Below are 25,997 nucleotides of genomic sequence, written 5' to 3' on the forward strand. Positions count from 1 at the left end.
GCGACCTGGGGTTTGTTCGTTTGCCCCTGCTGGGCGATCGAGTTCGGTGCTGGGCTCAATCGGATGTTGGCCGGGGGTTAGCCGAGCCTCCGAGCACGCCGTTCGGCGCCGAGGCGGGCGTAGTGGTCGATGAGGTCGGGGTCGTCCACGGCGGCCGGGTTGACGACCTGCTCGACCGGAGCGCCCTGGAGCAGGCGTTTGACCGGGACCTCCAGCTTCTTGCCGGTGCGGGTGTGCGGGACGGCCGGCACCTCGATGATCTCGTCGGGGACGTGGCGGGGTGAGGCGCCGGTGCGAATGGCCTCGCGGATGCGGTCGCGCAGGGCGTCGTCCAGTTCGGCACCGGCCGCGAGGACGACGAACAGGGGCATCCAGTAGCCGCCGTCCGGCTCCTCCGCGCCGATGACCAGGGCTTCGGTGATCTCGGGAAGGCGTTCGACGACGTCGTGGATGTCGGCGCTGCCCAGCCGTACGCCGTTGCGGTTGAGCGTGGAGTCGGAGCGTCCGTGCACGATCACCGAACCATGGGAGGTGAGGGTGATCCAGTCGCCGTGCCGCCACACACCGGGGTAGGAGGAGAAGTAGGCGTCGCGGTAGCGGGTGCCGTCGGGGTCGTTCCAGAAGTACAGCGGCATCGACGGCATCGGGCGGGTGACGACCAGTTCGCCCACTTGGTCGGTGACCGGGTGGCCCGCCTCGTCGTACGCGGCCAGTGCGACGCCGAGGTGGGGCGCGGAGAGCTCGCCCGCCCACACGGGTACGACAGGCGCTCCGCCGGCGAAGCCGGACACGACGTCCGTGCCGCCGCTGATGGAGGCGAGTTGGACACCGTCACCGACGTGGTCGCGGACCCACGGGTAGGCGGAGGCCGGCAGGGCGGAGCCGGTGCAGCCCACGGCACGGATCGCCGACAGGTCGTGGACGGACGGGTCGATGCCGAACTTGGCCATGCCCAGCAGATATTGGGGACTGGTGCCGAAGAGGGTGACGCGGTGGCGGGCCGCCAGCTCCCAGAGGATGTCCGGCTTGGTGAGCGGCGCCGGGCTGCCGTCGTACGTGCAGGTCGTGGCACCCGTCAGGAGGGTGGAGACGACGAGGTTCCACATCATCCAGTGGGTGGTGGTGTACCACAGGAGGCGGTCGCCGGGGCCCAGGTCGGACTGGAGGGCGAGGGTCTTGAGGTGCTCCAGCAGGACACCGCCGTGGCCGTGGACGATGCCCTTGGGCAGGCCGGTCGTACCGGAGGAGAAGACGACCCAGAGAGGATGGTCGAACGGCACGGGTGCGCACGTGAGTTCCTCGGTGCGCGTCGCCGCCTCCTCCCACGGGACGACCGGCGACGGGTAGCCGGCCGGGAGCCCGGAGAGGCCCACGTGGTCGACCAGCACGGTGGCCTTCGACGTCGTCAGGGCTCGGGCCAGTTCGAGGGTGGCCTCGCGGCGGTCGTGCGTGGTGCCGTTGAAGAGGTAGCCGTCGGCGGCGATCAGCACGGAGGGTTCGAGCTGGGCGAACCGGTCGGCTGCGGCCTTGGGGGCGTAGTCCTGTCCGCACACGGACCATACGGCGCCCAGGCTCGCGGCGGCGAGGAACGCGACGATCGCGTGCGGCGTGTTGGGGAGGTAGCCGACGACGCGGTCGCCCTGCCCCACGCCCAGCTCACGCAGGGTCGCGGCGACCGAGGCGACCTGGGCGCGCAGCCGGCCTCCGGTCACCTCGTAGCCGGAACCGGTCTCGTCGAGGGCGACGATCGCCGGGGCGTCGTGCGTGAGACGGCGCAGGGCGTGGTGGGCGTAGTTGAGGGTGGCGCCGGGGAACCAGCGCGCACCGGGCATGGTCTCTTCGGCCAGGACCCGCTCGTACGGCGTTTCCGCGTCGATGTCGAAGTACTCCCACACCGCGCCCCAGAAGCCCTCCAGGTCGGTGACCGACCAGCGGTGCAGGGCGGAGTAGTCGGAGAGGTCGGCTTCGACTCCCCGGTGCCGGGCGGCCCAGCGGCCGAAGTCGGCGATCCGGCTGCGTGCGGCGGCCTCCGGGTCCGGGCTCCAGAAGGGATGGGCGTACGGCGTGGTCATCGCGCGGAACTCCTCGGCAGGGGTGCGGATACGGGCTGCTCGACGGGCCCGCGGGTGGTGCACAGCAGGGGCGCCCAGGCGGCGGTGCCGGTGAAGTCGCCGCCGCCTGCCGGGACGACGTCCATCACGACGCGGTCGGGGCGCAGCAGGACGGCGTCGGCACTGCCTGTGCGGAGCCAGGCGACGAGGGTGCCGTCGTCGCCGGTTTCGTGGACGTCGACGACCCGGGCGCCGAGTGCGTCGGTGAGCGCGCGCGGTGAGGGCGGGAGCGGCACAGCGGTCAGCACGGCGAAGGAGTCGCCGAGGACGTCGTCGAGACGGGCACGGTGTCCGTCCGGGGCGGTCACCCGGGGCTGCGGGCAGAAAGTGCCGCCGAGCCGGCTGCGGCGTACCAGCGGACCGACGGGCAGCGGGCGGCCGAGGTCCCGGCTCGCCCTGCTCGTCACCCCGGGGATGCGGCAGGCCGCGGCGACGGCGGTGCGGCGCAGGGCCGCCGCGCGGTCCTGGCCGCCGGTCATGGCCCAGCCGGTGGCGACCGCGAGGCGGATCACATGGCGGGCGTGGGGCTTGCGTTCCCGCTCGTAGGTGTCCAGCAGCCGTTCGTCGGCGCCCTGCTTCAGAACGCGGGCGAGCTTCCAGGTCAGGTTGTAGGCGTCACGCAGCCCCGAGCACAGGCCCTGTCCGACGAAGGGCGGGGTGAGGTGGGCGGCGTCGCCGAGGAGGAAGACGCGGCCTTGGCGCCAGCGGTCGGCGATGCGGGCCCGGAAGGTGTACTGGGCCTGCCGGATGACGTGGAAGTCGTCGGCAGGGCAGAGGCGGGAGAGGTCCACCCAGGGGGCGACCAGCTCGCGCAGTCGGTCCCGCCCGCCGGGGCCGTCGAGGCTCTCCCCCGCACGCAGCCGGAACTCCCAGCGGTAGCGGTCCTCACCGATCCGCATGAACGTCGCCGGGCGGTGCGGGTCGCAGACCTGGTCGACGCCTTCCCAGCAGCGCACGGCGGCTTTCGTCGTCACGTCGATGACGGTCCAGTGTTCCTCGAAGCGCAGGTCCTCCCACCCCGCGCCGACCGCTTCGCGGGTGAGGCTCCCCGCGCCGTCGCAGCCGAGGACGGCGTCCGCGAGCAGCAGGTGCTCGCCGTCGTCGTCGCGGTAGGTGACGCGGACCGGCCCGTCGGCGGGCTGCTCGACCGCCGTCACCTCGACCCCGCTCCGCAGCTCGCACTCCGGACGGCGGGCCAGCTCGGCGCGCAGCAGCCGTTCCAGCTCGGGCTGGTCGAACATGCTGGTCTGCGGGAAGCCGTGGTGGCCGTACGGCGACCGCCGGAACTCGGCGATCACGCGGTGCCGGGCGTCCAGCAGCCGCAGTCCGCGCGCGGGACGGGCGAGGGCGGCGAAGTCGTCGGCGACTCCGGCGGCCTGGAGGATCCTGCGTACCTCGTCGTCGGTGGCGACGGCACGGGGCAGGGGGTAGATGTCCCAGTGGCGTTCGAGGACGACCGTACGCACCCCGCGCCGGGCGAGCAGCAGGGCGGCGGTCACGCCCACGGGTCCGGCGCCGACGATCGCCACGGGTACGTCGGCCGGGTGGTGCTCGACGGTCATGTGCGGCTCACCTCTGCTCACCGTGCGCGTCGGCCACGGGCGTGCGCTGCTCGCCCAGGTCGATCCGGCCGTCCGGGGTGGCGATGGAGGCGGTGACGACATCGCCGTGCCGCAGGTAGCGGGGGTTCCTGGCCTGCGACTTGAAGAACGCCTTCCACTTCACCGCGGGTGGCAGCAGGGCGCCGATCTTCTCGACCGGCTTCGGCGGGGCCTTCAGGGCCGTACCGCCGGGGGTGCCGGTGAGCAGCAGGTCGCCGGGGTCGAGGGTCTGGAAGCGGGCCAGCAGTGTGAGGGCCTGCGCCGGGCGGACGATCATGTCGGCGAGGGTGCGGTCCTGGCGCGGTTCGCCGTTGACGGACAGCTTCAGCCGCAGGTCGAGGAGGTGGGCGAAGTCCTCCGGCTCCAACAGGGCCAGGTAGGGGCCCGTGGGCGTGAAGGTGGGGTACGACTTGCTCTCGTAGAACTGCGTCTTGGTCAGCTGGATCTCACGGGCGCTGACGTCGTTGGTCACCACGAGCCCGGCGACATAGGACGGCAGGTCCGCTTCTTCGACGACGGTGCCGATGGGCAGCGGTGCCCCCATGACCAGGCCGAGTTCGATCTCGTAGTCGAGGAACCGCACATGGGAGGGGCGCACGATGGCCTCGCCCGGGCCGCTGACCGAACCGAACGCCTTGCGGAAGAAGGCGGGCGGGATGTCGCCGGTGAAGCCCGAGTCACGGGCGTGGCTGCGGTAGTTGACCATCTGGGCCACGACCCGGCAGGGCGTGGTGACCGGCGAGAGCGCCGCCAGGTCGGACACCGGCGTACCCGCCTCACCGGAGAGAGCCGCCTCGCGTACGGCGCCACGGTCGGCGATCAGCTCGGCGGTGGTGACGGCCTTGGTGTCGACGGGGACGGCGCGCTCGGTGGGGGTCCCCCCTGCGCGAGCGGAGTCGAGGGCTCGGGGGAGGACGACCCACCAGCCGTCGGCGGTGCGCAGGACGTTGGTGCTCATGAGTTCATCGCTTTCATCAGGCCCAGCAGACGTTCGACGTCCAGTCCGTTGTCGCCGCGCAGGGCGTGCAGCACCTCGCGGACCCTGGCGGGGGACGGGCTCGCGCCCAGGAAGTCCCGGGTGGCCGGCGGGCCCCACTGGGCCAGCCCGCTCGCCGACATCGGCGCCCAGCCGGGCTCGACGTCGCAGGAGAACAGGTCGCCGTCGGCGAAGTGCTCCAGCATGAAGTGGTCGGGGTCGCGCCAGTAGTCGAAGAGCTGGCTGCCCTGGATGTGCCGGCCGATGCCCCAGCTGCGCCGGTAGCCACGCTCGGCCAGGTACTCGCCGCCGGCCGCGATCGCGTCCAGGTCGGTGACCTGGTAGGCGGAGTGGACGTAGCCGTTGCCCGGTCCCAGGTGCATCGCGAGCGTGTGGTGGTCGGCGGGCACGCTGCCCAGATCGCAACGGATGAACGCCATCGTCGGACCGCGCCCGCGCTGCCCGTCCAGGAACAGGAAGTCCGACACGATCATCCCGAGCGTGTCCAGATACCAGTCCAGGGCACGGGCGAACACCCGTGTCTCCACCACCACATGGCCCAGCCGCTGGATCCGGGACGGCTCCCGCGGCGGACGCTGCGCGGCGTTGACACGACGGTGATCCGTGCCGGTGTTGAGGAGCAGCGGCCGCTGCCCCGGCAGTTCGGGGAGCTGTCCGGCGCAGTGCACGACCCGCACCGGGAAGCCGGACGGGTCGAGCAGGTCGACCACCTTGCCGCCACCGGGCACGTCCGCCTCCCGTACGGCCGCCCCGGTCGCCCGCGCCAGCCGGTCCAGGTCGGCCCGCTCGGCCGCCCGGAACGCCGGGCCGATGAAACGGCACGTACGACCGCGCCGGATCGCCATGCAGGGCGGGCCGGCGAAGGTCCCCCGCAGCCACAGCTCACTCTCCGTGCGGGCGGCCACACCGAAGCCGAAGTCGCGGGCGAAGACTTCCGCCCGGTCCAGGTCGGGCTTCTCGAACTCCAGCCACGCCAGGTCGGCCACCTTGATCACGGGGTTCCGGGAGCGACCGGGATGTTCGCCCCGCAGGGCGCCCTGCTCGCTGTGGAGGTCCTGGTGGGGCGTGGCGAAGGCCGCTTGGGCCACGCGTGTTTCAGACATGGTGCCCTCCGAGCAACATTGCCGTAATGATGAAATCATCAGTACTGACAGGTTCCTCGTCAATAGGTCCACCGCCCTGAGATGATGAATTCATCAGAACTGTGGGAGTGGTGGATTCCGCGGCTAGACTCGGCCCATGCCCACGTCAGCCCCGCCCAGCAACCGGTTCGAGCGGCGCCGCGCCGAGACCCGTCGCGCGCTCATTCGCGCCGCCCGGCGGATACTCGCCGAGAGCGGGGACACCAGCGCCAGCATCCAGGCGATCGCCGAGCGCGCCGACGTCGGCTTCGGCTCCTTCTACAACCACTTCGAGTCCAAGACGGAGCTGTTCGAGGCGGCGGTGACGGACGCCCTGGAGGAGTTCGGCCAGACCTTCGACGAGCGGCTGACCGGGATCGACGACCCCGCGGAACTCGTCGCGGCCGGCTTCCGGCTCAGCGCCCGCATGGCCGACTCCCACCCGGAGCTCATGCAGGTCCTGCGCCGCCGCGGCCTCGGCCACCTCTACTCGGACAACGGCCTGGCCGTCCGGGCCCTGCGCGACCTCCAGGCCGGCATCGCCTCCGGCCGCTTCACGCCCGTCGAGCCGGTTGTGGCCCTCTCCGCGCTGGGCGGAACCCTGCTGTCCCTGGTGGAGCTGAGGTTCGCCCGCCCCGACCTGGACGGTGACGAGGCCGCAGTGAACCTCGCGGAGATGGTCCTGCGGATGCTGGGCGTCCCCCCGGACGACGCCCACGAGGTCGCCCGGCGCCCGTTGCCCGACCTGGACTGACGGCTGCGCACCGCGGGAAGGGCACAGCCGCGGTCAGAGGTCGCACAGCGATGCCGAGCAGTACGGATGGGGCCAGGCGGCAGCCGCTGGCCTCATCGCCACCTGCCCCATCACCGAGCTGGAGTTCTTCTGTCCCTGCAACTCGGCCGTGACGGCCAGCACGAGGTCGACGGCTCCTGCGCTGCGGTGCCGGCCGCGCTGGTTGAGGATCTCGATTCTCGTCACGCGCTCCAGAGTGAAACCCCAGGTCAGTGGCCTGGGGTTTGTTGTTGCGGCCGGCACCCATGGATCCCGAGCGCCGACTAGGGGGCGCCGCCGGCCACGGTGGCCGCGAGGTCTTCGCGGGGCGCACGCCATGACCGTGCGGCGCGCAGCCCCAGGAAGAGCAACAGTCCGAACGGTGACAGCAAGATCGTGAGAACCAGCAGCGGCCCCATCAGCAGGGCGGAGATCCCCAGCCGCCTGGCCTCCCGGTACATCCACTGGCCGATCAGCAGATCCCAGGCGATGACCTGGGACCAGATGGCCCCCGCGCCGCCCGCGAGCGCCGTCAGATCGCGGAAGGTCTCCAGATCCGGGCTGCGGACCGCGGTCCAGAGCTCGGGGAACACCGGGACCGCCAGTGCGAGATAGACCAGCAGTACGGGCATCACGGTCCACGGTGACCCGGCGATGCGGGCGGTCGGCCCCCATCCCGGCGCGAAGATCATGAGCAGCCATACGGGTGCGGCGAGCCAGAAGGAGAGCTGGAAGAGGAATGCGGTCATGGCACGAGTTCCTTCGGAGTGGGGGCGTCGTCCAGGCCATTCGCCCTGACCGGCGACGGAGTCGGAGCCCTGAGGGATGCGTAGGTCCCAAGAGCGCCGGCCGACAGGATCAGTGCGGCCACCCTCAACGTGGCGCCGTCCGGGTGGATCAGTGGCTGGCCCCGCAACGCCTGCCAGAGAACCAGCGCGAAGGCGGCGGCGTACGTACCCGAGGCGAGCAGCACCAGGCGCAGCCGTATCCGGTCGTCGGCAAGTCGAGTGAAGCGTGGCGCGAGGGCGGTCAGCACCGTGACCAGCAGCGGCAGGAGCTGCAGCGCGTGCATGCCGACGAAGTGCGGGATCCGTAGATCGCCTCCCGTCGTCGACCAGCCGGTCAGCGGCATCGACGGACCACCGTCCGGCACGCCCACGCTGTGCGCGCCGACCACCTTTGAGACGCCGCGCCTCTGTCCCGGCGCGGGTCGGCTCATCAGGAAGCCGACGCCGGCCCCGGCCAGCGCCAGGATGATGCCGGAGCGCATCGCCCAGGCGGATGCGCGGTCGGCGATTCGGGCGCGGAGCAGCAGCACGGCGACGGCGAGTGTGCCGAGCCAGAGGATGGCGACCGTGACGCCCATCGCGTTGAACAGCGCCTCGTCGAAGGGTGTTTCGTGGTTGAAGTGGCTGCGCTTCCCGCGCACCACCTGCCCGGTGATGATCACCATCTCGATGAGGCTCGCCAGCGCGACGACCGTCCCCGCCCACCAGCCCACGCGTCGTCCGCTGGGCAGAAGCGACAGCATCCAGGCCAGGGAGAGGCAGTACGCCACGAACGAGACCGAGAACTTGAACGGCTTGAACCAGATCGGCGCACCCACCAGGACACGGTGGTCCACGGCGAGTCCCACCGCGGATATGACCGCCATCAGCGCCATCGCTGCCGAGAACAGCACCAGCGGCCGATGCCATGACCGCCATGGTGCCGACGGCGACCACAACGACGCAGGCCGGGAAGGCGGACGTGAAAAAGACATGACTACCCCCTAAGCGGATAGCGGCACTATCCGCTATCCGATAGCGCAACTATCTATGATGGAGGCCGGGTCGGCAAGGGCCGGCCCGGCCTCAGGGCGAAGGTCGAGGAGTGAACCGGCTGTGCGCATTGGCGAGTTGAGCCGCAAGACCGGGGTGCCGGTGCCGACGATCAAGTACTACGTCCGTGAGGGCCTGCTGCCTCCGGGCGAGCTGACCAGCCCGAACCAGGCGACCTACAGCGAGGCGCATGAGCGCCGGCTGCAGCTGATTCGAGCCCTGCTGGAGGTCGGCGGCATGAAGGTGGCCGAAATCGCGGACGTACTGGCGGCCCTCGACGACCCGGAGCGCCCCCTGCACAAAGTGCTCGGCGCTGCCGCGGACCGCCTCGGCAGCGGGGACATCGAGCACGACGACCCGGAGTCTGCGGCCGCACGGGCCGTCGTCGCCGACCTCATCTCCCGGCGCGGCTGGCGCACGCACGAGTCGAACCCCGCCGCCACCGACCTGGCCAAGGTCCTCGCCGCCCTGGAGCGGTTGGGCCACGGGGCGTTCGTCGAAGTGCTCGACGACTACGCCGACGCAGCCGAGCAGGTCGCCCGCGCCGACCTCCGTTACGTGGACCGACGGGTGGCGGTCGAGGACAAGGTGGAGGCCGTGGTGGTCGGGACCGTACTGGGCGAGGCGGTGTTCAGCGCGCTGCGGAGACTGGCCCATGTGAACGCCTCGGCCAAGCTGTACGGCACGGATGTGCCGCAGCAGAAGCCGAGCTGAGCCGACCGAAGCTGAGCGCGAGACGGGCTTTCTCCAAGCTCTGCCCGCGCGAAGGCGTTCCGGACCGGACGTCCGACCGAGCAGTTCAACACCCTGCCCGTCAGAGGCGTAGGGCCTGCCCGAGAGCCGTCGCTTCCCAAGCTGAGAGCGCGCGGCCGAGGGTCTGCCGGTCGCCGGTACGGTGGCGGTGCCGGATTTCTGGGACCCTTCCACCGGCGGCCCGGCGCCCGCGCCGAGGCCGTGATGGCGGGAGACCTCGGCAGGACCGGCCCCTCACTCGGCGGAGTGAACTTCCTCGCGTGCCCCCGCAGTTGCTTGCATGCATGCGGTTTCGAGCTGCTGCACCCGGCCTAGACTCCGCGCTCATGTCGCTGTGGCTGCTCAACCATTTCAGTACCTTCACGCTGGCCGTCATCACCGTCGGCGGGACGGTCGTGCTGGCCGTCGCCGGCAGTGTGCTGTTGCGGCGCAGATACCCCTCGCTGGCCCAAGGGGAGCACAACGACATGGTCGGTGTGACACTCGGGATGTTCGGCGCGATCTACGGGATCATCCTCGCGTTCGTGATCGTCACCCTGTGGACTCAGGTGGAGCAGACCCAGACCATCGTCGCCTCGGAGGCCACCGACGCGGCGCTCATCGCCCGCGACGCCGCCGCGTTCCCGCCGCCGGTGCACGCCCGCCTCGACTCCGCCATGAGCGGCTACGTCCACGCGGTCGTCGAGGACCAGTGGCCCCGCATGCGCGAGGGGAACCCCAGCTACGGGGCGACCGAGACCCATCTGCGGGCCGCCTACCAGGCACTCCAGGCATACGACCCGAAGGACGAACGCGAGCAGGTCTTCTACGAGCAGGCCGTCGGTCACCTCGACGACGTCGCCACGCAGCGGCGTGCCCGTATCACCATGGCCCGCCAGGAACTCCCCGCACTGCTCCAGGTACTGGCGTTCGGCGGCGCACTCGTCCTGGTCCCGCTGACCTTCCTCTACGGCCTGCGCGAACGGCGGGTCCAGATGCTGTTCGTCGCCTCGGTCGCCGCGCTCGTCGGGTTCAGCCTGCTCCTGGTCGTCGTCCTGGACCGCCCCTTCGCCGGCGACCTCGACGTCAGCCCCGCCCCGTACCGCGAGGGTGCGCTTGCCCAGTACTGGGTCAAGTGATGCGGTGACGTGGCGGGGCGGTGGTCGGCGGTGTCTGTCCCAGGCGTTCGCCGCCTTGATCCCGCTGGCGGAATTGCTGTCGTTGCCGGCGAATGCGGGCGTGTCGTCGCGCAGGGGGCTCGCGTGGGTGGCAGGGGGTGCTGCGGCGGGCGAAGGCCGTCCCGGTCCGGCAGGGGTGCGGGCCGCCCTCCGGCTCCTTCTCCGCGAACCACTGCAGGTGGCGGCGGAGTTCGGGCTTCAGGAAGTCGGCCGGGCACTTGACGGCCGAGGATCCTGCGTCAGAGCGGGAGGTCGTCGGGAAGCACCCTGAACGACTTGTGACGGCCCAACGGGCGTACGGCCCGGAAGTCTCGTCGGTCGAGGGTGAGAATCGCGTCCGTGTCGTAATCGGCGGCAAGTGCCACGCTCACCGCGTCGGCGAGGTCGAGGTCCAGCGCGCGGTAGCGCCCCCGGACGGACTGGGCGGCGCCCAGGTGGTCCCCCGTGATCTCCGGCAGGACGACACGACCCCGGCTCATCCGCCCTGATCTCGGAGCCGTTGGCCTTGTCGCGGAAGAGGCCCTGGACGATGCCCGGGCGAGCGCCAGCGCGCCCATGAGGGCGAGCAGCTGGAGCACGCCGGCCGGAACGGGACCCACGGCTCTCAGAACCTCTCCGGGAAGATCAGGGCGAGGACGAGACAACCCAGCAGGGCGACGGCGACGACCAGGCCGGCGACGTTCTCGACGGTCACAGCTTCGTCACCCCCCGGGCGACGAGAGCCACCAGTGCGAAAGCCGCGAGCACGGCGACGACGAAGGCCACATCGGCCATCGCGAACTCCTGAAGCGAGGTGCGGTGGAAACGGACGATCTTGAGGAAACCGCCTCCCCGACCGGGTCCGGCCGCCCGTTGAGGGCTCCCTTACGGAGGCCCGAACGGCTTTGACGGGTCTCTTACGGCCCTCGGTCACGACTCGGGGAACCATGGTCGGCGGCTGTGCGGAGCACGCCGGCCGGTCCGGCCGTACGCTGGCGGCATGACGCGGTTGATCGTCGCAGCGGGAGGAGGGGGCGACGCTGTCGCCGCCGCCATGCTGCACGCCGCCCTGTACGGCGGCGAGGGCCGGGCGGTGATCCTCACGTACGCGTGGGACCGCCTGATCGTCGACCCGGTGCCGGGTCCCCGAGGTGCTCGCGACTTCACCGGGCTGGAGCCGGTCACCCCGGCCGTCCGGGCCGTGCCGGCCGGGGCCCGTCCGATCGCACCGGCGGGCTCCACGCTCCCGAGGCTCGCGGCGGAACTCCCGCACACCTTCGCGCTGCTCGACCCGTACCGGGGTGCCGAAGGTGTCACGCGCCAGCTGGAGGAGCTGGTCGGTCACTTCGATCCGGAGTCCATCGACGTCCTGGACGTGGGCGGTGACACCCTCGCGCGGGGCGACGAGCCGACGCTGAAGAGCCCCCTCGCCGATGCCCTCACGCTGGCCGCCGTCTGCCAGGTGAACGCCTCCGTCCGCCTGCTGGTCGCCGGTCCCGGGCTGGACGGCGAACTCTCCCCGGACGGCCTGCGCCCGCTGCTCGGCCCTGTCGTCCACACCCTCACCGCGGGCGACGTGGAGCGGATCAGCACGGTCCTGGAATGGCACCCCTCCGAGGCGGCCGCGATGCTCGCCGCGACGGCCCGAGGCGTCCGGGGCACCTGCGAGGTACGCGACGCCGGCCTCCCCGTGGCACTCACCGACGAGGGCCCACGGGTCCACGAGGTCGACCTGGACGCGGCGGTGAGCCGCAACAGGCTGGCGCAGGCCGTCATGACCACCGCCGCGCTGGACGAGGTCGAGGCGCACAGCCGTGAGGTGTGCGGGTTCTCCGAGATCGACTACGAGCGCGCCAAGGCCGCGCGGCTGAAGGACCGGCCGTCGGCGCCGCCGGACCCCGACGCCGTGCTGCCCCGGCTGGAGCGGTTCGAGGCGGAGGCCCGCGGCCGCGGAGTCACCCACACCACGTTCCGGCACCTCACCGAGGCCCTGGACATCGACGGCTCCCGGCGCGGTGCCCTGCGGCGGCTGCTCGTCGACAGCCGCCCGGAGCGGTACGACGCGCCTCTGTGGCGCATCGCCTGAGAGGCGGTCCCGGCCGGGTCCCTACGCCGACGGCCCCCGGCCCTCCCGCACCAACCCCCACGCGTGGGCGAACAGTTCGGGCAGGGTGCGGGTGGGGAGCGGGAGGGGGGTTGCCAGGCGGCCGTTGTACGCGCGTTCCAGGCCGAGCAGTTGCGCCTTCCACGCCTCCATGGGCTGGTACGGCTTCTTGGCGTGGATCCACTCCCCGGGCAGGAAGAGCCGACGGCCCGCCCTGGCGCGCTTGTCCTCCACGGCCAGACCGCGCTCGGCCAGTACGGCGGCGGCCTTGTGGTGCCGGGCGGGCTTCCAGCCGTTCCAGGTGCGGATGTTGCGGTCGCTCGGCGTGCGCAGGGTCAGCAGCTGGAGGTAGAGCGCTGCCGCGTCCTGGTCGACGCCGAGTTCGGTGGCGGCCTGGGCCGTCAGGGCGGGTGCGGAGTGTGCCGGGTTCGTCTCGTACGAGCCCGTGGGGAGCGAGGCGTCCTCGACGCGTTCGACGATGCGTGCGCAGACCGGGCCGCGCAGCCACTCGACCAGCTCCAGTGCGGGGCTGTGGCGGGAGTCCGCCCGGGCCGCCAGCAGGGTGCGGGAGCGGTCGTCGTCGGCGTAGAAGGCGGGGCGGAAGTACAGCTCGGGCTGGGACCGGTCGCCCCGTCGGTCGACGACGCCGTCCACGACCACGGTCAGCCCGTCGTCGGCGCTCTCGACGTGCAGCGGCTCGGGGCCGTCGGTGTAGGGGTGCGAGCCGAACCGGTCCCGCACATCGGCGACCGTGTGCCCCACCGCGCGGCTGAGGCTGCCGGCGTCCAGCAGCAGGCCCGGGTGGTTCAGGCGCTCCAGCAGCGCCCGCACCAGGCCGGGGACTCCGGAGCGGACCGGGTCGCCGGCGGGGAGCTCGGTGCAGACCCAGAAGAGGTTGGGGACGACGGCACGCAGCGTGTCGTCGAAATCCCGCAGGCCCCAGTCCTCGGCGGTCGCGAAGGGCCGGAAGCCGCTGTCGCTGTTCCGGATCCAGGTGTCGAGATCGGAGCCGAGACCGCGTATCGCGGCGTGGTCGGTGAACGCGGCGCAGAAGCGCCCCGCCGACAGCGAGGACGGGTTCAGTTCGACGACCGCGTCGAAGGTGCGCTCGGGAACCACCGTCCGACGGCCGTACCGCTCCCGCCACACCTGCGCGATCCGCTCCGCCACCGCCCGCATGCCCTGCGGCTCCCACAGCTCGGCGGGGTCCTCGGGCAGGACGTCCGCCATCAGCTCCAGGCGGTCCAGCGGGCCCATGCGGCCGCGCTCGCGGACGCCGTCCTCGATCTCGGCCAGCTTCAGCCGATGGATCTCGCGCTCCCGGTCGTCGAGGCGCGGGAGGTACCCCGCGGCGAGCATCCCCGCCAGCGCGAAGGACGCCGCCGCCCGGCCCATGCCCGTGCCGTCCCTCAGCACGGTCACGGCGTGAAGGTCCCACGGCACCGGCCCGCGCTCGCGGACGAGGTCCACCAGCCGGCGCACCTGCCCGGCGCTGCCCCATCCCCGCGGGACGTCGGTCACCTCCTCGATCGTCCCCAGGCTCGGCGGGGCCGGAAGCCCGGTCCGCACGTCGACGAACTTCCGCAGCCCGTCAGCCGCCCAGCCGACCGCGACGGTCGCGCCCCGCTCGTCCCGGACGGCCGCGGGGCCGCCGTCGGCCGGCCGCACCAGACCGGTGCGTATCCGGGCCTCCGGGTCCGCGAACGGGCTGTCCGCCCAGATCTCCAGCAGCGCGAGCAGACGCCGGCGCCGCTCGTCGCGCGTGGGTTCCACGGCGGCCCGCAGCGCCACGGCGCCGATGCGCCCGATGAAGCGTGCCCAGGACCCTTCCCCCGCCGTTCCCGGACCCTCGTCGGGAGCGGCCGGCTCCCAGGTCCCGGCCAGATAGCGGCCCGTCCGCTCGATACCGGCCAGCGCGCCCCTGCCGCTCCAGATCCCCGAGCCGTCGATGAGCCCGTCCAGCGCGACTGCCACGCCGTGATCGTCCAGGGCCGCCACCCCGGCCCGCGCCGTCAGCAGCCCGCCGGCCACCGTCCCGTCTTCCGCCACCCCGCTCGAACGCTCCATGGGGAGATCATGGCGGACGGGTCTGACAGAGCGTCCGGCGCAGGCGTGGAGGGAGAGGTCCGGCGGCATCGGGCCCGTCCACGGCGGCCGACGGACGTCTACGGCACCGTCAGTTTCGGGTGGTCGGTGTCCGGGAGCCAGTCGCGTCGCGGTGTGTAGTCCAGCCAGCGGCGGGTCCGGGCGGCTTCCGTGAAGCCTTGGAGCAGGGTGTCCAGCAGGGGGTGACGGGACGGCTCGTGCCAGGCCAGTGACCAGGCGTACAGCGGGGTCGGTTCGACGAGGGGGATGGAGCGCAGGGCCGGGTGGTCCGGCAGCGGCGCGTCGGCCGGGAAGAGGGTGAAGGCGTCGGGCTCGGTGCGGATGCGCCGGCTCAGGTGGTCCAGGCCCAGGTTGGGGCCGTCCTGCCGCCGAGGGATCCGGAACGCGTCGGCGAAGCGGCGCAGGAAGTCCAGGCGGTTCAGTTCGGCCGGGCACCACAGCACGCTGTCGCGCAGGTCGGCCGGGCGCAGTGCGGGGGCGCCGGCCAGCGGGTGGGATGTGCTGACGACCGCGTCGACGGGTTCCAGGCGCACCAGCCGCTGGGCGAGTCCCGCGTCGCTGCCGTCGGGCAGCGGGTGCACCCGGCCGAACCCCAGGTCCGTGTCGCCGCGCAGCAACGCCTGGGCGACCGAGGGCCAGTCCCGTCCCGGGCCCGGCTCCCAGCGCACCGGGCCGAGCGCCTGCACCGCGTCGGCGACCGTGCGCATCGGCGCGTACAGATGCCCCCAGGTGTCGATCCGCAGCACCGGTCCGTGGCCCGTCACCGCCGTGACGGCCCGTTCGCCCGCCGCGAGCGCCTCCCGCGCGGGCGGCAGGAACCGCTCCCCCGCCTCGCTCAGCCGGACCCCGCCCTGACGCTCGAACAGCCGCACGGCCAGCAGCTTCTCCAGCCGCGCGATGCGTTTGGACAGCGCCTGCTGGCTGGTGCCCAGCTCCTCGGCGGCCCGCCCGAAGTGCAGCGTCCGGGCGGTCGCGACGAACGCGCGGACCAGTGCGAGGTCGAGGTCCATGCCGCTGACCTTATGCGACAACTCCCCGTTGTCGGGCGGGGGAGTTGGTTGTTGGCCGAGCCTCGGCCTTTCCCGGTCAGATGGTTCCGAGGCCGCCGCCACCGAAGGGATGACCACGATGAAAGCGTTCCTGCCGACCGGAGATCCCACCGAACCGGTCGTGCTCGCCGATGTTCCGGAGCCGATCCCGCGCCCCCACGAGGCGCTGGTCAAGGTCGAGGCGTTCTCGGTCAACCGGGGTGAGACGTTCAAACTGGAGCGGCCCGCTCCCGGCGACCGTCCCGGCAAGGACATCGCGGGGCTGGTGGTGCAGCCGGCCGCCGACGGCAGCGGGCCTTCGGGGGTCACACGGGTCGTCGGCCATCCCATGGGCGGCGGCTGGGCGGAGTACGTGGCGGTGCCGACCGACGCGCTCGCCGAGCTGCCGGACGGCGTCTCCATGGTCCACGGCGCCGCCCTGCCGCTGGCCGGTCTCACCGCGCTGCGGCTGTTGCGCGCCGCCGGGCCCGTGCTGGGCCGGCGGATCCTGCTGACCGGGGCCTCGGGCGGCGTGGGCCACTTCGTCACCGAACTCGCGGCCGCCGCAGGGGCCCAGGTCACCGCCGTCACGCGGAACGCCGAACGCGGCGCCCGGCTCGCCGAGCTCGGGGCCGACGAGGTCGTCCACGACGTCACCGACGCCCAGGGCACGTACGACGTCGTGCTGGAGTCGACCGGCGGGCAGGCCCTTCCCCTGGCCCTCGCGCGGCTCGCCAGGCGCGGCACGCTGATCTGGTTCGGGCAGGCGAGCCGCACGCCGGCGACGCTCGACTTCTTCGGCTTCTTCGACGGCCCCGAATCGGCCGTCATCCGGCACTTCCACTACCTCGACGCCGGCACACGCCTCGACGACGACCTGGCGGCGCTCGTCCGGCTGACCGCCGCAGGCCGGCTGCACCCCGAGATCGGCCGCGTCACGGACTGGGCCGGCACCGCGGCCACCCTCACCGATCTGCGCGACCGCCGCGTCCGCGGCAAGGCCGTCCTCACCCTTTCCTGATCCACCCCCGGACGACCGGCAGAAACCCGGCGCGACAGCAACCGAAGGAGCACACCCCATGAGCACCAGCGATCCCAGGACCGTCGTCATCCGCTACGTCGAGGCCGTCCGCGACGGCGACGCCGACGTCATCCACGACAGCTTCGCCACCGACGCGACCTGGCACTACCCGGGCCGTCTGCCCGTCTCGAAGGTGTGGCGCGGCCGCGACGAGATCGTCGACGAGTTCCTCGGCAGCATGGGGACCGTCTTCGTCCCCGGCACCGTGGAGATCGAGCTGGTCGGCACGATCGCCGAGGGCGACCGCGTGGTGGCCGAATGGACCTCCAGGGCGACGACCGTCCATGGCGGCCGCTACGACAACCGCTGCCTCGGGATCTTCACGGTCCGCGACGGGAAGATCGTCTCCGTCGTCGAATACGCCGACACCGAGCATGTGGCCGCGACGCTCTTCCCGGGCCATGCCGCCCAACGGCCTGTCGGCGGCCAGTGATTCAGGCAGGTGGCCGGGACGGGGCCACGGCCGGTTTTTGTCCCCGTACCAGGTCGCAAAGGGCCAGGTCAGCGGCGTGAGGCGGTGGCCGCCGGCCTGATCTGTGCCGGTGGCCACAGCGAACGGGCCGTCCGTGGGCCCATACTGAGGACGATGACAAAGCCTCCTGCACCGAAGCGTCATTTGCCCACCAGCCCCTTCAAGGCCCCGGTCGCACCGGCTCCCAAGCACTTCGCCGTGGGCGACCAGGTCACACACGACATGTACGGCCTCGGCCGGGTCGTCGGCATCGAGGAGGGAATCGCGGCGCACGTGGACTTCGGCTCGGCGCAGATGCGGATCCTGAGCCCGTACAACAAGATGACCAAGCTGTAGAACCCGCTGTGCCCGGTCACGGCACCCCAGGCCCGTCCAGGGACCTGCAACGAAAGCGAGACCTCCCCATCGACCCGACGTCGCTGTTCTCCGCACCGGAAGGGCAACCCCGCTCCTCCACGGCAGCGTCGCCGCCTCCGGCGACCAATCCTTTCCAGGCCCCCGACTTCGGGGACGACGAGACCTGGCAGACCGAGGACGTGCCAGAACCGGCCTAGGGCGTACGGCCTCGGCGGGGGCCGGTTCTCGGCGGGAGCCGGCTCTCGCGGGCCGGCCCGGGGAAAGTCTGTCCCGGCGGCGACACATATCCGGGCCCGCCGGCGTTAGGGTCGGGGTACGGGTGCCCTGCGTGCCCGGGGTCTGCTGCCGTTTCCCGAGACGAAGGTGCCATGCCCGCTGAGAACGCCCCTGCCTCCGGGAACCTCGACGACGACGACTACCCGGCCTACACCATGGGGCGGGCCGCCGACGTCCTCGGGACCACGCCCGCCTTCCTGCGGGCCGTCGGGGAAGCGCGGCTGATCACCCCGCTGCGCTCGGAGGGCGGTCACCGCCGGTACTCGCGCCGTCAGTTGCGCATCGCCGCCCGGGCCCGTGAACTCGTCGACCAGGGCACTCCCGTCGAGGCCGCGTGCCGCATCGTCTCGCTGGAGGACCAGCTCGACGACGCCCTCCGGCTGAACCGGGAAATGCGGCGCAGGCTCGACGAGCACGGACTGAATATCTAGTCCCGCCGGTGCAGAAATACGGGCCGCACCGGGGTGAGGATTTTCGCGACGCGTCCGAAAAACATGAGGCCCTGCGCCCGGCCATGTGTTAACGTGATAGCAGTTGCAGTTTTGATTGCCGCAGACTTGTTTTTTTGCAGAGCTTTCCGGGTTTCCCGGAGGGGTGATCATCCCGGCGACTCGGACCCGTAAAGTGCGGCGTCCGGCACTGCCCCCCAAGGGAGATTCAATATGGCATCTGGCACCGTGAAGTGGTTCAACGCGGAAAAGGGCTTCGGCTTCATCGAGCAGGACGGTGGCGGCGCTGACGTGTTCGCCCACTACTCGAACATCGCCACCAGCGGCTTCCGCGAGCTTCAGGAAGGCCAGAAGGTTACCTTCGACGTCACGCAGGGCCAGAAGGGCCCGCAGGCCGAGAACATCGTTCCCGCCTGACGCTGACGCATCATGACGCTGGGGCCCGCGCTGCGGGCCCCAGCTCATTGCTTTCCGGGACCTGCCCGGATTTTCGACAGTCCTGGCTTCGGTACGCGAGGCCCGGCTGTGCACATTTCATTCGGCTCATTCCTGTGAATCCGGGGGCGACTCCCGCCGCTGAACGGAATTCCTCGGTGCGCCGCATCGAGGAAGGTTCCTCATGAACCGCACCCGTCGCGCCGGCGGCAGTTCCGGCCGTTTCCGCACGGACCGGAGCACCCGGCAGCAGAACCCCCGTCCGGCCACCGGACGAAAGAGCCGGCCCGCGGCTCGCTCCACCGCACGCCCGCAGGAGTTCACCCTCCCGGTCACCCTCACCGAGCCGCTGCCGGCGGCCGAGACGTTCGCCGAACTGGACATGCCCGCCCGTCTGCTGGCCGCGCTCGGCGCGGAGGGCGTGAGCGTGCCCTTCCCGATCCAGGCGGCCACGCTGCCGAACGCGCTCGCCGGACGAGACGTACTCGGACGCGGGCGGACAGGCTCGGGCAAGACGCTCGCCTTCGGCCTGGCCGTGCTGGCCCGGCTGGACGGGCAGCGGGCCCAGCCCCGGCAGCCGCTGGCCCTCGTCCTCGTCCCGACCCGGGAACTGGCCCAGCAGGTCACCGACGCGCTCGCCCCCTACGCCCGCGCGCTGCGGCTGCGGCTCGCCACCGTGGTCGGCGGCATGTCGATCGGCCGCCAGGCGACGGCGCTGCGCGGCGGCGCCGAGCTCCTCGTGGCGACACCCGGCCGGCTCAAGGACCTCATAGAGCGCGGGGACTGCCGGCTGGACCAGGTCGCCGTCACCGTCCTGGACGAGGCCGACCAGATGGCCGACATGGGCTTCATGCCGCAGGTGACCGCGCTGCTCGACCAGGTCGGCCCCGGCGGGCAGCGGCTGCTGTTCTCGGCCACCCTGGACCGCAACATCGACCTGCTGGTGCGCCGCTATCTGCACGACCCCGTGGTCCACTCGGTCGACCCGTCCGCGGGCGCCGTCAGCACCATGGAGCACCATCTGCTGCACGTGCACGACGACGACAAGCACACCACCGCCACCGAGATCGCCGCCCGCGACGGGCGCGTGATCATGTTCCTGGACACCAAGCACGCGGTCGACCGGCTGGTCAAGCAGCTGCTGGCGGTCGGTGTGCGGGCCTCGGCCCTGCACGGCGGCAAGTCCCAGCCGCAGCGCAACCGGACGCTCGCCCAGTTCAAGGACGGCCAGGTCACGGCTCTGGTGGCGACCAACGTCGCCGCCCGAGGCATCCATGTCGAGGGCCTCGACCTCGTCGTCAACGTCGACCCTCCCGGCGACCACAAGGACTATCTGCACCGCGGCGGCCGTACCGCCCGGGCCGGCGAGTCCGGCACCGTCGTCACCCTCGTCCTGCCGCACCAGCGCCGGTCGATGGACCGGCTGATGGCCGACGCCGGCATCACCGCGAGCAGCGTCCGCGTCCGTCCGGGCGAGGCCGAGCTGCAGCGCATCACCGGCGCGCGCACCCCCTCCGGCGTGCCCGTCACCATCGCCGTGCCGGCCGCCGAGCCGAGCCGCCGTACGGAGCCCTCCGGACGCGGACGCAGGGGACGGGCGGGCGGCCGAACCGGCGGGTCCGGCACCCGGTCCCGCCGCTCGGCCCCGAGGCGCACCCCCTGACCCGCACGAGGAGAAGCCCTTGACGCAGATCCCGCTCCACCCCGGACAGCCGGCCGGCAACGCCGACGGCACCGGCCTGACCGCCCGTGACGCCATGCACGCCACCGGTGGCCCCACGTGGACGATCACATGACCGTCGACGTGGCCCTGGCCGTGCTCATCAGCGCCCGTGTCCCGCATCTGCTCCTGCAGGACGACGACGGGCGGTGCGCGGGCCTGGTCACCCGGGCCCAGCTCTCCGCGCACCGCGGCGGCTCCTGGTACAGCGACCGGACGCGGCTGCGGGACATCCCGCTCGACCGCGGTCCGTTCACCCCGTCGGTGGCCGGGCTCGGCGAGGCGGAGGCCGCCATGCGGGTCCGGACGCTGGACGTGTCCCCGGTGGTCGACGAGCACGGTTACGCCCTGGGCGTCCTCGCTCTGCCCTGCTGAGCGTCGTCGTACGGCCGTCGCCGGCGCGATCGGCGTCCACCGATCGGTGGACGCCAGGTTCAACCCGTCACCTCTGTCTGCCAACCGCCCTGGCCAGCAAGGCTTTTGGGCATGAACTCACTCACTGTGCGCATGGCGCGTTGGAGTGCCCGGCATCCCTGGCGGGCCATCGTCGGCTGGCTCGTGTTCGTGGTGCTGTGCCTGGGGGCCGGCAGTGCCGTCGGCACACACAACGCGACGACGGCCGACTACCGGGTCGGCGAGGCCGGGCGGGCGGAGGCGATGGCCGCCGAGGGGCATCTGGAGCGCAGGTCCACCGAGCAGGTGCTGATCTCGGCCCGGTCGGGGGCCTTCGACCGGAGCGCGGCCGATGCCGCCGCGCGGGACCTGACCGCCCGGATGCGGCGGCTGCCCGAGGTGGCGGACGTGGCCGACCCGCAGCTGTCGAAGGACCGCTCGATCCTCATGGTCGAGGTGGCCCTCAAGGGCGAGGAGCGCGACGCCAAGGACAAGGTCGGCGCGCTGACCGAACAGACCGAGGCCGTCGGGAAGGCGCACCCGGGGCTGCTGCTGGAGGAGACCGGCTCGCCCTCCATCAGCAAGGGGGTCGACCAGCAGCGCGGCGACGACCTGGCGCTCTCGGAGCGGATCACGCTCCCCATCACCCTGGTCACCCTGCTGGTCGTCTTCGGGTCCGTGACCATGGCCGGGGTGCCGCTGCTGCTGGCGCTGTCCTCGATCGCGGCGGCCGTCGGGCTGTCGATGGTGGCGTCCCACGTCTCCCCCGACGCCGGGGTCGGCACGAACGTCATCCTGATGATCGGCCTCGCGGTCGGCGTCGACTACACGCTCTTCCACCTCAAGCGGGAGCGGGAGGAGCGGGCCCGCTCGGGCGGCCGGCTGAGTTCCGAGGCGCTGGTGGAGCTGGCCGCGGCGACCTCGGGCCGGGCGGTCGTGGTGTCCGGGCTCGCGGTCGTGGCGTCCACGGCGACGCTGTATCTGGCCGCCGACGTCATCTTCTCCTCGCTGGCCACCGGCACGATCGTGGTCGTCCTGGTCGCGGTGGCCAGTTCCCTGACGGCGCTGCCCGCGCTCCTGGTCAAGCTGGGGCAGCGGCAGGAGCGCCGGGAGCGGCGCCGCGCCGAGCGCGGGAAGGCGCCGCGGCGGACGCGGGGTGACGGCGGCGGCCGTGTGTGGGGGGCTCTGCTGCGGCCCGCGAGCCGGCACCCGCTGGCCACCCTGTGCGTCTCCGTGCTCGCCCTGCTCGCGCTCGTCACCCCGCTGGCCGGGCTGAAGATCACGGAGATGAGCCGGGACACGCACTCCCGCGACATCCCCGCCATGCGCGTGTACGACCGGCTCAACGAGGCGTTCCCGGAGCACCGGGTCACCCACCAGGTCGTCGTACGGGCCGACGCCGCGCACGCGGGCGAGGTCGGCGCGGCACTGCGCGAGCTGGCCCGGCGTGCCGGTGACGACCCGCTGTTCGCCGGCGCCTCGCCCGTCCGGACGTCCGCCGACCGGCGGATCAGCACCCTGGAACTGAAGGTGCCCCACCTGGGCAACTCCGAGCAGGCGTACGACTCCCTCGACCATCTGCGGGACGACTACCTGCCCGCGACCGTGGGCCGGGTCGCCGGCGCGGAGTTCGGGGTGAGCGGGGACGTCGCCCGGTACACCGACTATCCCGCTCACCAGAACGGCAAACTGCCCCTGGTGCTGGGCGCGTTGCTGCTGGTCACCTTCCTGATGACCACGTACGCGTTCCGTTCGGTGGTGCTGGGGGTGATCGGTGTCGCTCTGAACCTGCTGTCCGCGGCGGCGTCGCTCGGGCTGCTCGTCCTGGTGTTCCAGGGGACCTGGGCCGAGGGACTGCTGGACTTCCACTCCACGGGGTCCATCGGCTCCCGGGTGCCGCTGTTCCTCTTCGTGATCCTGTTCGGGCTGTCGATGGACTACCAGGTGTTCGTGGTGAGCCGGATCCAGGAGGCGGTGCGCGCCGGCGTGGAGACACGGCGGGCCGTGCTCGACGGGATCCGCCGCTCGGCGAGCGTGGTGACGAGCGCGGCGGTGGTGATGACGACCGTCTTCGTGAGCTTCGTCTTCCTGCACATCATCGAGATGAAGCAGATCGGCTTCGTCCTCGCCGCGGCCGTGCTGCTCGACGCCTTCGTCGTCCGGATCATGATCCTGCCCTCGGCGATGCTGCTGCTCGGGGAGGCGAGTTGGTGGCCGGGGCGGGCAGCGGTTGCCACGGCGGCGGCCTCGGCCCGAACGGCCGACGGGCGGCCGGTGGTCGACGTACGTTGATGGGCATGACCGCTGTGACCGCTCCCCTGGCCGACGCCTTCTGGGCGACGTCGCTGCGCCGCTGGAACACGGTGTGCTGGGCGCTGTTCGGCGCCATGGCCGTCGGGCTGGTGACGACGGCTCCGCCCGGCGGGAGCAAGTACACGGCGCTGGCGCTGCTCAGCTGCGTGGTGCTGTGCTACGCGGTGCTCGACCGCTTCCCGGGCAATCGGGTGGTACGGCCGCAGGTGTACCTGTCGGTGCTGGTCCTGTCGCTGGCCGGGCTGGCGTATCTGGGCAGCAGCTATGCGGCGCTGTTCATGGTGACGCTGCCGCACTACTGGATGTTCGGGCGTACCCCGCGGGCCTCGATGGGTTTCCTCGGGCTCGCCACGGGGGCCACGCTGGCCGGGAGCGTGGTGCGGCAGGGCTGGTCGGCAAAGTTCTTCGGCGAGACGCTGGTGTCCACCCTGATCGTCGTCGCGGTCGGCGTGCTGATCGGCCTGTGGGCGCACTCGGTCGTCGCGCAGAGCAGCGAACGGGCCCGGCTGATCGAGGAGCTGGAGCGGACGCAGGCGCGTCTTTCGGAGGCGTACCAGCGCCAGGGCGCGGCCGACGAACGGGAACGCATCGCACGGGACATCCACGACACGCTCGCGCAGGGCTTCGCCTCGATCATCGTCCTGGCGGAGGCGGCCCGGGCGGGGATGTCCGACGATCCGGCGCGCAGTGCCCAGCAGCTGCGCTCGATCGAGTCCACCGCCCGGGACAACCTGGCCGAGGCCCGTGAGCTGGTCGCCTCGGCCGGGCAGCCGGGCCCCGGCCGGGTGGTGTCCGGTTCGGTGGCGCGGACTCTGCGCCGCACGCTGGACCGCTTCGCGGAGGACACCCAGCTCACCGTGGACGCCGACCTGGCCGACCTCGACTGCGACCAGCAGACCCGGATCGCGCTGCTGCGCTGCACCCAGGAGTCGCTGGCCAACGTGCGCAAGCACGCGCGCGCGTCCACGGTCGGCGTGGTGCTGGCCCGGCGGCCGCACGCGGTGGAGCTGGAGATCACCGACGACGGGACCGGGTTCGTGGTGGAGGAGTCGACGGGCTTCGGGCTGGACGGCATGCGCAAACGACTGGCGGAACTGGGCGGGAGGCTCACGGTGACGAGTTCGGTGGGCGACGGGACGCGCGTCCTGGCGATGATCCCGGTGGCGGACGAGGGGGAGGCATGAGCGAAGGCGCGCTGCGCATCGTCGTGGTGGACGACCACACCGTGATGCGTGCCGGAGTAGTCGCCCTGCTCGCCGGCGAGGACAGCATCGAGATCGTCGGCGAGGCGGGCGACGGACGTGCGGCGCTGGACCTGGTGGAGCGGTTCGACCCCGATGTGGCCCTGGTCGACCTGCGGATGCCCGTCCTGGACGGGGTGGCGACGACGACCGAGATCGTCGCCCGGTATCCGCGCACCCGGGTGCTGATCCTGACGACGTACGACACGGACGTGGAGATCGAACGCGGGGTGGAGGCCGGGGCCATCGGCTACCTGCTCAAGGACACCACGCGCGAGCAGCTCGTCGACGCCGTGCACGCGGCGGCGCGCGGGGAGACGGTGCTCGCTCCCCGGGTGGCCGCGAAACTGGTGGCGCGGATGCGCCGGCCGGCCCAGGAGCCGCTGACCGACCGCGAGACCGATGTGCTGGAGGCGGTGGCCGACGGCCTCACCAACGCCGAGATCGGCCGGCGCCTGGTCATCGCCGAGGCCACGGTGAAGACCCATCTGCTGCGGCTGTTCGCCAAGCTCGACGTGAACGACCGTACGAGGGCGGTGGTGGTGGCGATGGAGCGAGGGCTCCTGCCCCGGCCGCCTGTGCCGGGGACGGCCGACTGAGGCCGGGGGCAGGCGGCAGCGGCGGCTCCTGAGCGGTCGTCACGTTCCGGCGCGGCTCATGTCTCCGAGCGCAGCTCCTCGGCCGCGTCGTGGTAGGCCCGCGTGGCGCGGGTGAAGTAGTCGAACAGGACGCTCAGCTGGTCGGGGGTGTAGCCGGCCAGGATCTCGCCGATCCTCTCCCGCGCGGGGGCCATGGCGCGGTCCAGTGCGGCGGGGTTGCCCACCGGTTCGACGATCACCTTGCGGCGGTCCTCCGGGTCGGGGGCGCGGCGGACGTAGCCGGCCTGTTCCAGGCGGTCGATCAGCCGGGTGGTCGGGCCGGTGGTCAGACCGGTGCGTTCGGACAGTTCGCCGGGGGACATCGGGCCCGTGAGCTGAAGGATGTTCAGCGCGTACAGGTCGGTGGCGCCCAGTTCGCACGCGCGGGCGCTGGCGTGGCCGTGCAGCATCACGGCGCTGAGGTAGCGGCGGTAGGTCTCATGGGCGTCACCACGCGCGGGGGGCGTTGACACGGTGCCTTGCACTCCTTAATCTCTTCCTCAGAGAAGAGGAATCCTGAAAGCAGATACTTCATAGACGAAGCTACCACTCGGAGGCAGCGCAGTGATGACCCACACCCCCGTCCACCCCGCGCCCCACGACCCGGCCCGCGACCACGACGCCGCCGCCATCCGCGCGCTCCTGGAGGAGAGTCGCAGCGCGTGGAACCGGGGCGACGGAACCGCGTACGGCCGCTGCTTCACCCCCGACGCGACCGACGTGACCTTCGTCGGGACCGTCTACCAGGGCGGACCGGAGATCGGCCGCGCCCATCAGGCGCTCTTCTCGGGCTTCCTCAAGGGCACCGAGCTGACCCTCGACATCACCGGCATCCGCTTCCACGGCGCCGACACGGCGGTCGTCGTCACGCGGGGCGAGGTCGGCAAGGGCACGCCGAAGCGGCTGGGCAAGGTGGCCACGTACACGGTCGTACGGGACCCGGCGTCCGGGGCGTGGCGGATCGCCGCCATCCAGAAGACCCGGCGCCGGCGCCTGATGGAGGCCGTGTCCTTCCGGCTGCAGCCCGCGACCCGCCCCGGGGCTCGGTGACCGGCGGCCGGGCGGCACGACCG

25 protein-coding genes and 2 pseudogenes are annotated in these 25,997 nt (G+C 72.1%); 16 read left to right on the top strand and 11 right to left on the bottom strand.

All coding sequences use genetic code 11. The features are described from left to right. Positions 1 to 77: 77 nt before the first annotated feature. Genes C3489_RS02665 through C3489_RS02680 form a run of 4 tightly spaced genes read right to left on the bottom strand, consistent with a single transcriptional unit; the run spans position 78 to position 5,812 of the window. Positions 78 to 2,072 (bottom strand): acetoacetate--CoA ligase, encoded by a 1,995-nt coding sequence (locus tag C3489_RS02665; RefSeq protein WP_103779422.1) that lies wholly within the window; start codon positions 2,070 to 2,072, stop codon positions 78 to 80. Beyond that, positions 2,069 to 3,673, bottom strand: coding sequence for a bifunctional 3-(3-hydroxy-phenyl)propionate/3-hydroxycinnamic acid hydroxylase (locus tag C3489_RS02670; RefSeq protein WP_103779424.1), 1,605 nt, complete (start codon positions 3,671 to 3,673; stop codon positions 2,069 to 2,071). Before C3489_RS02670 ends, C3489_RS02665 begins: the two co-directional genes overlap by 4 nt. A 7-nt stretch (positions 3,674 to 3,680) precedes the next feature. Continuing rightward, entirely contained in the window at positions 3,681 to 4,670 is a 990-nt protein-coding gene (locus C3489_RS02675; protein WP_103779426.1) for a fumarylacetoacetate hydrolase family protein, read from the bottom strand. After that, the gene (locus tag C3489_RS02680; RefSeq protein ID WP_103779428.1) at positions 4,667 to 5,812 is read right to left on the bottom strand and encodes a VOC family protein; all 1,146 of its coding nucleotides are present in this window, start codon (positions 5,810 to 5,812) and stop codon (positions 4,667 to 4,669) included. Before C3489_RS02680 ends, C3489_RS02675 begins: the two co-directional genes overlap by 4 nt. 136 nt (positions 5,813 to 5,948) lie before the next feature. Between C3489_RS02680 and C3489_RS02685 the strand changes: the two genes are divergently transcribed. Both C3489_RS02685 and C3489_RS39125 read left to right on the top strand, forming a co-directional pair. Next, the gene (locus C3489_RS02685) at positions 5,949 to 6,584 is read left to right on the top strand and encodes a TetR/AcrR family transcriptional regulator (protein ID WP_103779430.1); all 636 of its coding nucleotides are present in this window, start codon (positions 5,949 to 5,951) and stop codon (positions 6,582 to 6,584) included. 49 nt (positions 6,585 to 6,633) lie between these two features. After that, a pseudogene (locus C3489_RS39125) lies at positions 6,634 to 6,732 on the top strand (VapC toxin family PIN domain ribonuclease); the annotation flags it as partial. A 154-nt stretch (positions 6,733 to 6,886) separates the two neighbouring features. On the opposite strand, the gene C3489_RS02700 reads toward C3489_RS39125, so the two are convergent. Further along, on the bottom strand, positions 6,887 to 7,351 hold the full coding sequence (locus tag C3489_RS02700; RefSeq protein WP_103779432.1) for an ABA4-like family protein: 465 nt from the start codon (positions 7,349 to 7,351) through the stop codon (positions 6,887 to 6,889). Further along, positions 7,348 to 8,265 carry a hypothetical protein gene (locus C3489_RS02705; protein WP_103779434.1) on the bottom strand — a complete coding sequence of 306 codons (918 nt, stop codon included), beginning with the start codon at positions 8,263 to 8,265 and terminating at the stop codon, positions 7,348 to 7,350. The genes C3489_RS02700 and C3489_RS02705 overlap by 4 nt, the downstream gene beginning before the upstream one ends. Before the next feature lie 220 nt (positions 8,266 to 8,485). On the opposite strand from C3489_RS02705, the gene C3489_RS02710 reads away from it, so the two are divergent. Next, positions 8,486 to 9,136, top strand: a complete 651-nt coding sequence (locus tag C3489_RS02710; protein WP_103779436.1) for a MerR family transcriptional regulator — start codon at positions 8,486 to 8,488, stop codon at positions 9,134 to 9,136. Between the two features lie 365 nt (positions 9,137 to 9,501). Then, positions 9,502 to 10,293, top strand: a complete 792-nt coding sequence (locus C3489_RS02715; protein ID WP_103779438.1) for a DUF4239 domain-containing protein — start codon at positions 9,502 to 9,504, stop codon at positions 10,291 to 10,293. A 278-nt stretch (positions 10,294 to 10,571) separates the two neighbouring features. On the opposite strand, the pseudogene C3489_RS02720 reads toward C3489_RS02715, so the two are convergent. Both C3489_RS02720 and kdpF read right to left on the bottom strand, forming a co-directional pair. Beyond that, positions 10,572 to 10,814 (bottom strand): annotated as a pseudogene (locus C3489_RS02720) (VapC toxin family PIN domain ribonuclease); the annotation flags it as partial. Between the two features lie 122 nt (positions 10,815 to 10,936). Further along, positions 10,937 to 11,026: a K(+)-transporting ATPase subunit F gene (gene kdpF, locus C3489_RS02725; protein WP_103779440.1), complete on the bottom strand. Its 90-nt coding sequence runs from the start codon at positions 11,024 to 11,026 to the stop codon at positions 10,937 to 10,939. A gap of 285 nt (positions 11,027 to 11,311) precedes the next feature. Here kdpF and C3489_RS02730 point away from each other — a divergent pair, with 285 nt between their 5' ends. After that, positions 11,312 to 12,397, top strand: a complete 1,086-nt coding sequence (locus tag C3489_RS02730; protein WP_103779442.1) for a DUF1152 domain-containing protein — start codon at positions 11,312 to 11,314, stop codon at positions 12,395 to 12,397. 21 nt (positions 12,398 to 12,418) lie between these two features. Here C3489_RS02730 and C3489_RS02735 read toward each other — a convergent pair whose 3' ends face one another. Further along, entirely contained in the window at positions 12,419 to 14,482 is a 2,064-nt protein-coding gene (locus C3489_RS02735; RefSeq protein WP_103779444.1) for a hypothetical protein, read from the bottom strand. Between the two features lie 98 nt (positions 14,483 to 14,580). Further along, positions 14,581 to 15,531, bottom strand: a complete 951-nt coding sequence (locus C3489_RS02740; RefSeq protein ID WP_103779446.1) for a LysR family transcriptional regulator — start codon at positions 15,529 to 15,531, stop codon at positions 14,581 to 14,583. Positions 15,532 to 15,649: 118 nt separating this feature from the next. Between C3489_RS02740 and C3489_RS02745 the strand changes: the two genes are divergently transcribed. The 10 genes from C3489_RS02745 (at position 15,650) to C3489_RS02795 (ending at position 24,885) form a co-directional block, all read left to right on the top strand. Then, the gene (locus tag C3489_RS02745) at positions 15,650 to 16,570 is read left to right on the top strand and encodes a zinc-binding dehydrogenase (RefSeq protein ID WP_103779448.1); all 921 of its coding nucleotides are present in this window, start codon (positions 15,650 to 15,652) and stop codon (positions 16,568 to 16,570) included. 58 nt (positions 16,571 to 16,628) lie between these two features. Further along, positions 16,629 to 17,063 carry a nuclear transport factor 2 family protein gene (locus C3489_RS02750; protein ID WP_103779450.1) on the top strand — a complete coding sequence of 145 codons (435 nt, stop codon included), beginning with the start codon at positions 16,629 to 16,631 and terminating at the stop codon, positions 17,061 to 17,063. A gap of 153 nt (positions 17,064 to 17,216) precedes the next feature. Continuing rightward, entirely contained in the window at positions 17,217 to 17,438 is a 222-nt protein-coding gene (locus C3489_RS02755; protein ID WP_103779452.1) for a CarD family transcriptional regulator, read from the top strand. A 389-nt stretch (positions 17,439 to 17,827) separates the two neighbouring features. After that, a complete protein-coding gene (locus tag C3489_RS02765; RefSeq protein WP_103779456.1) occupies positions 17,828 to 18,166 on the top strand; it encodes a MerR family transcriptional regulator in 339 nt (112 codons plus the stop codon). Positions 18,167 to 18,397: 231 nt separating this feature from the next. Then, positions 18,398 to 18,601, top strand: coding sequence for a cold-shock protein (locus C3489_RS02770; RefSeq protein WP_007383480.1), 204 nt, complete (start codon positions 18,398 to 18,400; stop codon positions 18,599 to 18,601). Between the two features lie 202 nt (positions 18,602 to 18,803). Then, positions 18,804 to 20,282: a DEAD/DEAH box helicase gene (locus tag C3489_RS02775; protein WP_103779458.1), complete on the top strand. Its 1,479-nt coding sequence runs from the start codon at positions 18,804 to 18,806 to the stop codon at positions 20,280 to 20,282. Positions 20,283 to 20,411: 129 nt separating this feature from the next. Next, positions 20,412 to 20,714, top strand: a complete 303-nt coding sequence (locus C3489_RS02780) for a hypothetical protein (RefSeq protein ID WP_374936712.1) — start codon at positions 20,412 to 20,414, stop codon at positions 20,712 to 20,714. Positions 20,715 to 20,825: 111 nt separating this feature from the next. After that, entirely contained in the window at positions 20,826 to 23,024 is a 2,199-nt protein-coding gene (locus tag C3489_RS02785) for an MMPL family transporter (RefSeq protein WP_103779460.1), read from the top strand. Positions 23,025 to 23,029: 5 nt separating this feature from the next. Beyond that, positions 23,030 to 24,229, top strand: a complete 1,200-nt coding sequence (locus tag C3489_RS02790; protein WP_181139469.1) for a sensor histidine kinase — start codon at positions 23,030 to 23,032, stop codon at positions 24,227 to 24,229. Further along, positions 24,226 to 24,885: a response regulator transcription factor gene (locus C3489_RS02795; RefSeq protein WP_103779462.1), complete on the top strand. Its 660-nt coding sequence runs from the start codon at positions 24,226 to 24,228 to the stop codon at positions 24,883 to 24,885. The genes C3489_RS02790 and C3489_RS02795 overlap by 4 nt, the downstream gene beginning before the upstream one ends. A 56-nt stretch (positions 24,886 to 24,941) precedes the next feature. Here C3489_RS02795 and C3489_RS02800 read toward each other — a convergent pair whose 3' ends face one another. Continuing rightward, a complete protein-coding gene (locus C3489_RS02800) occupies positions 24,942 to 25,397 on the bottom strand; it encodes a MarR family winged helix-turn-helix transcriptional regulator (RefSeq protein ID WP_374936713.1) in 456 nt (151 codons plus the stop codon). A gap of 94 nt (positions 25,398 to 25,491) precedes the next feature. Here C3489_RS02800 and C3489_RS02805 point away from each other — a divergent pair, with 94 nt between their 5' ends. Further along, positions 25,492 to 25,974: an SgcJ/EcaC family oxidoreductase gene (locus C3489_RS02805; RefSeq protein WP_103779464.1), complete on the top strand. Its 483-nt coding sequence runs from the start codon at positions 25,492 to 25,494 to the stop codon at positions 25,972 to 25,974. Positions 25,975 to 25,997: the final 23 nt, after the last annotated feature.

This window comes from Streptomyces sp. Ru71, from assembly GCF_002920535.1.
Classification (GTDB): domain Bacteria; phylum Actinomycetota; class Actinomycetes; order Streptomycetales; family Streptomycetaceae; genus Streptomyces.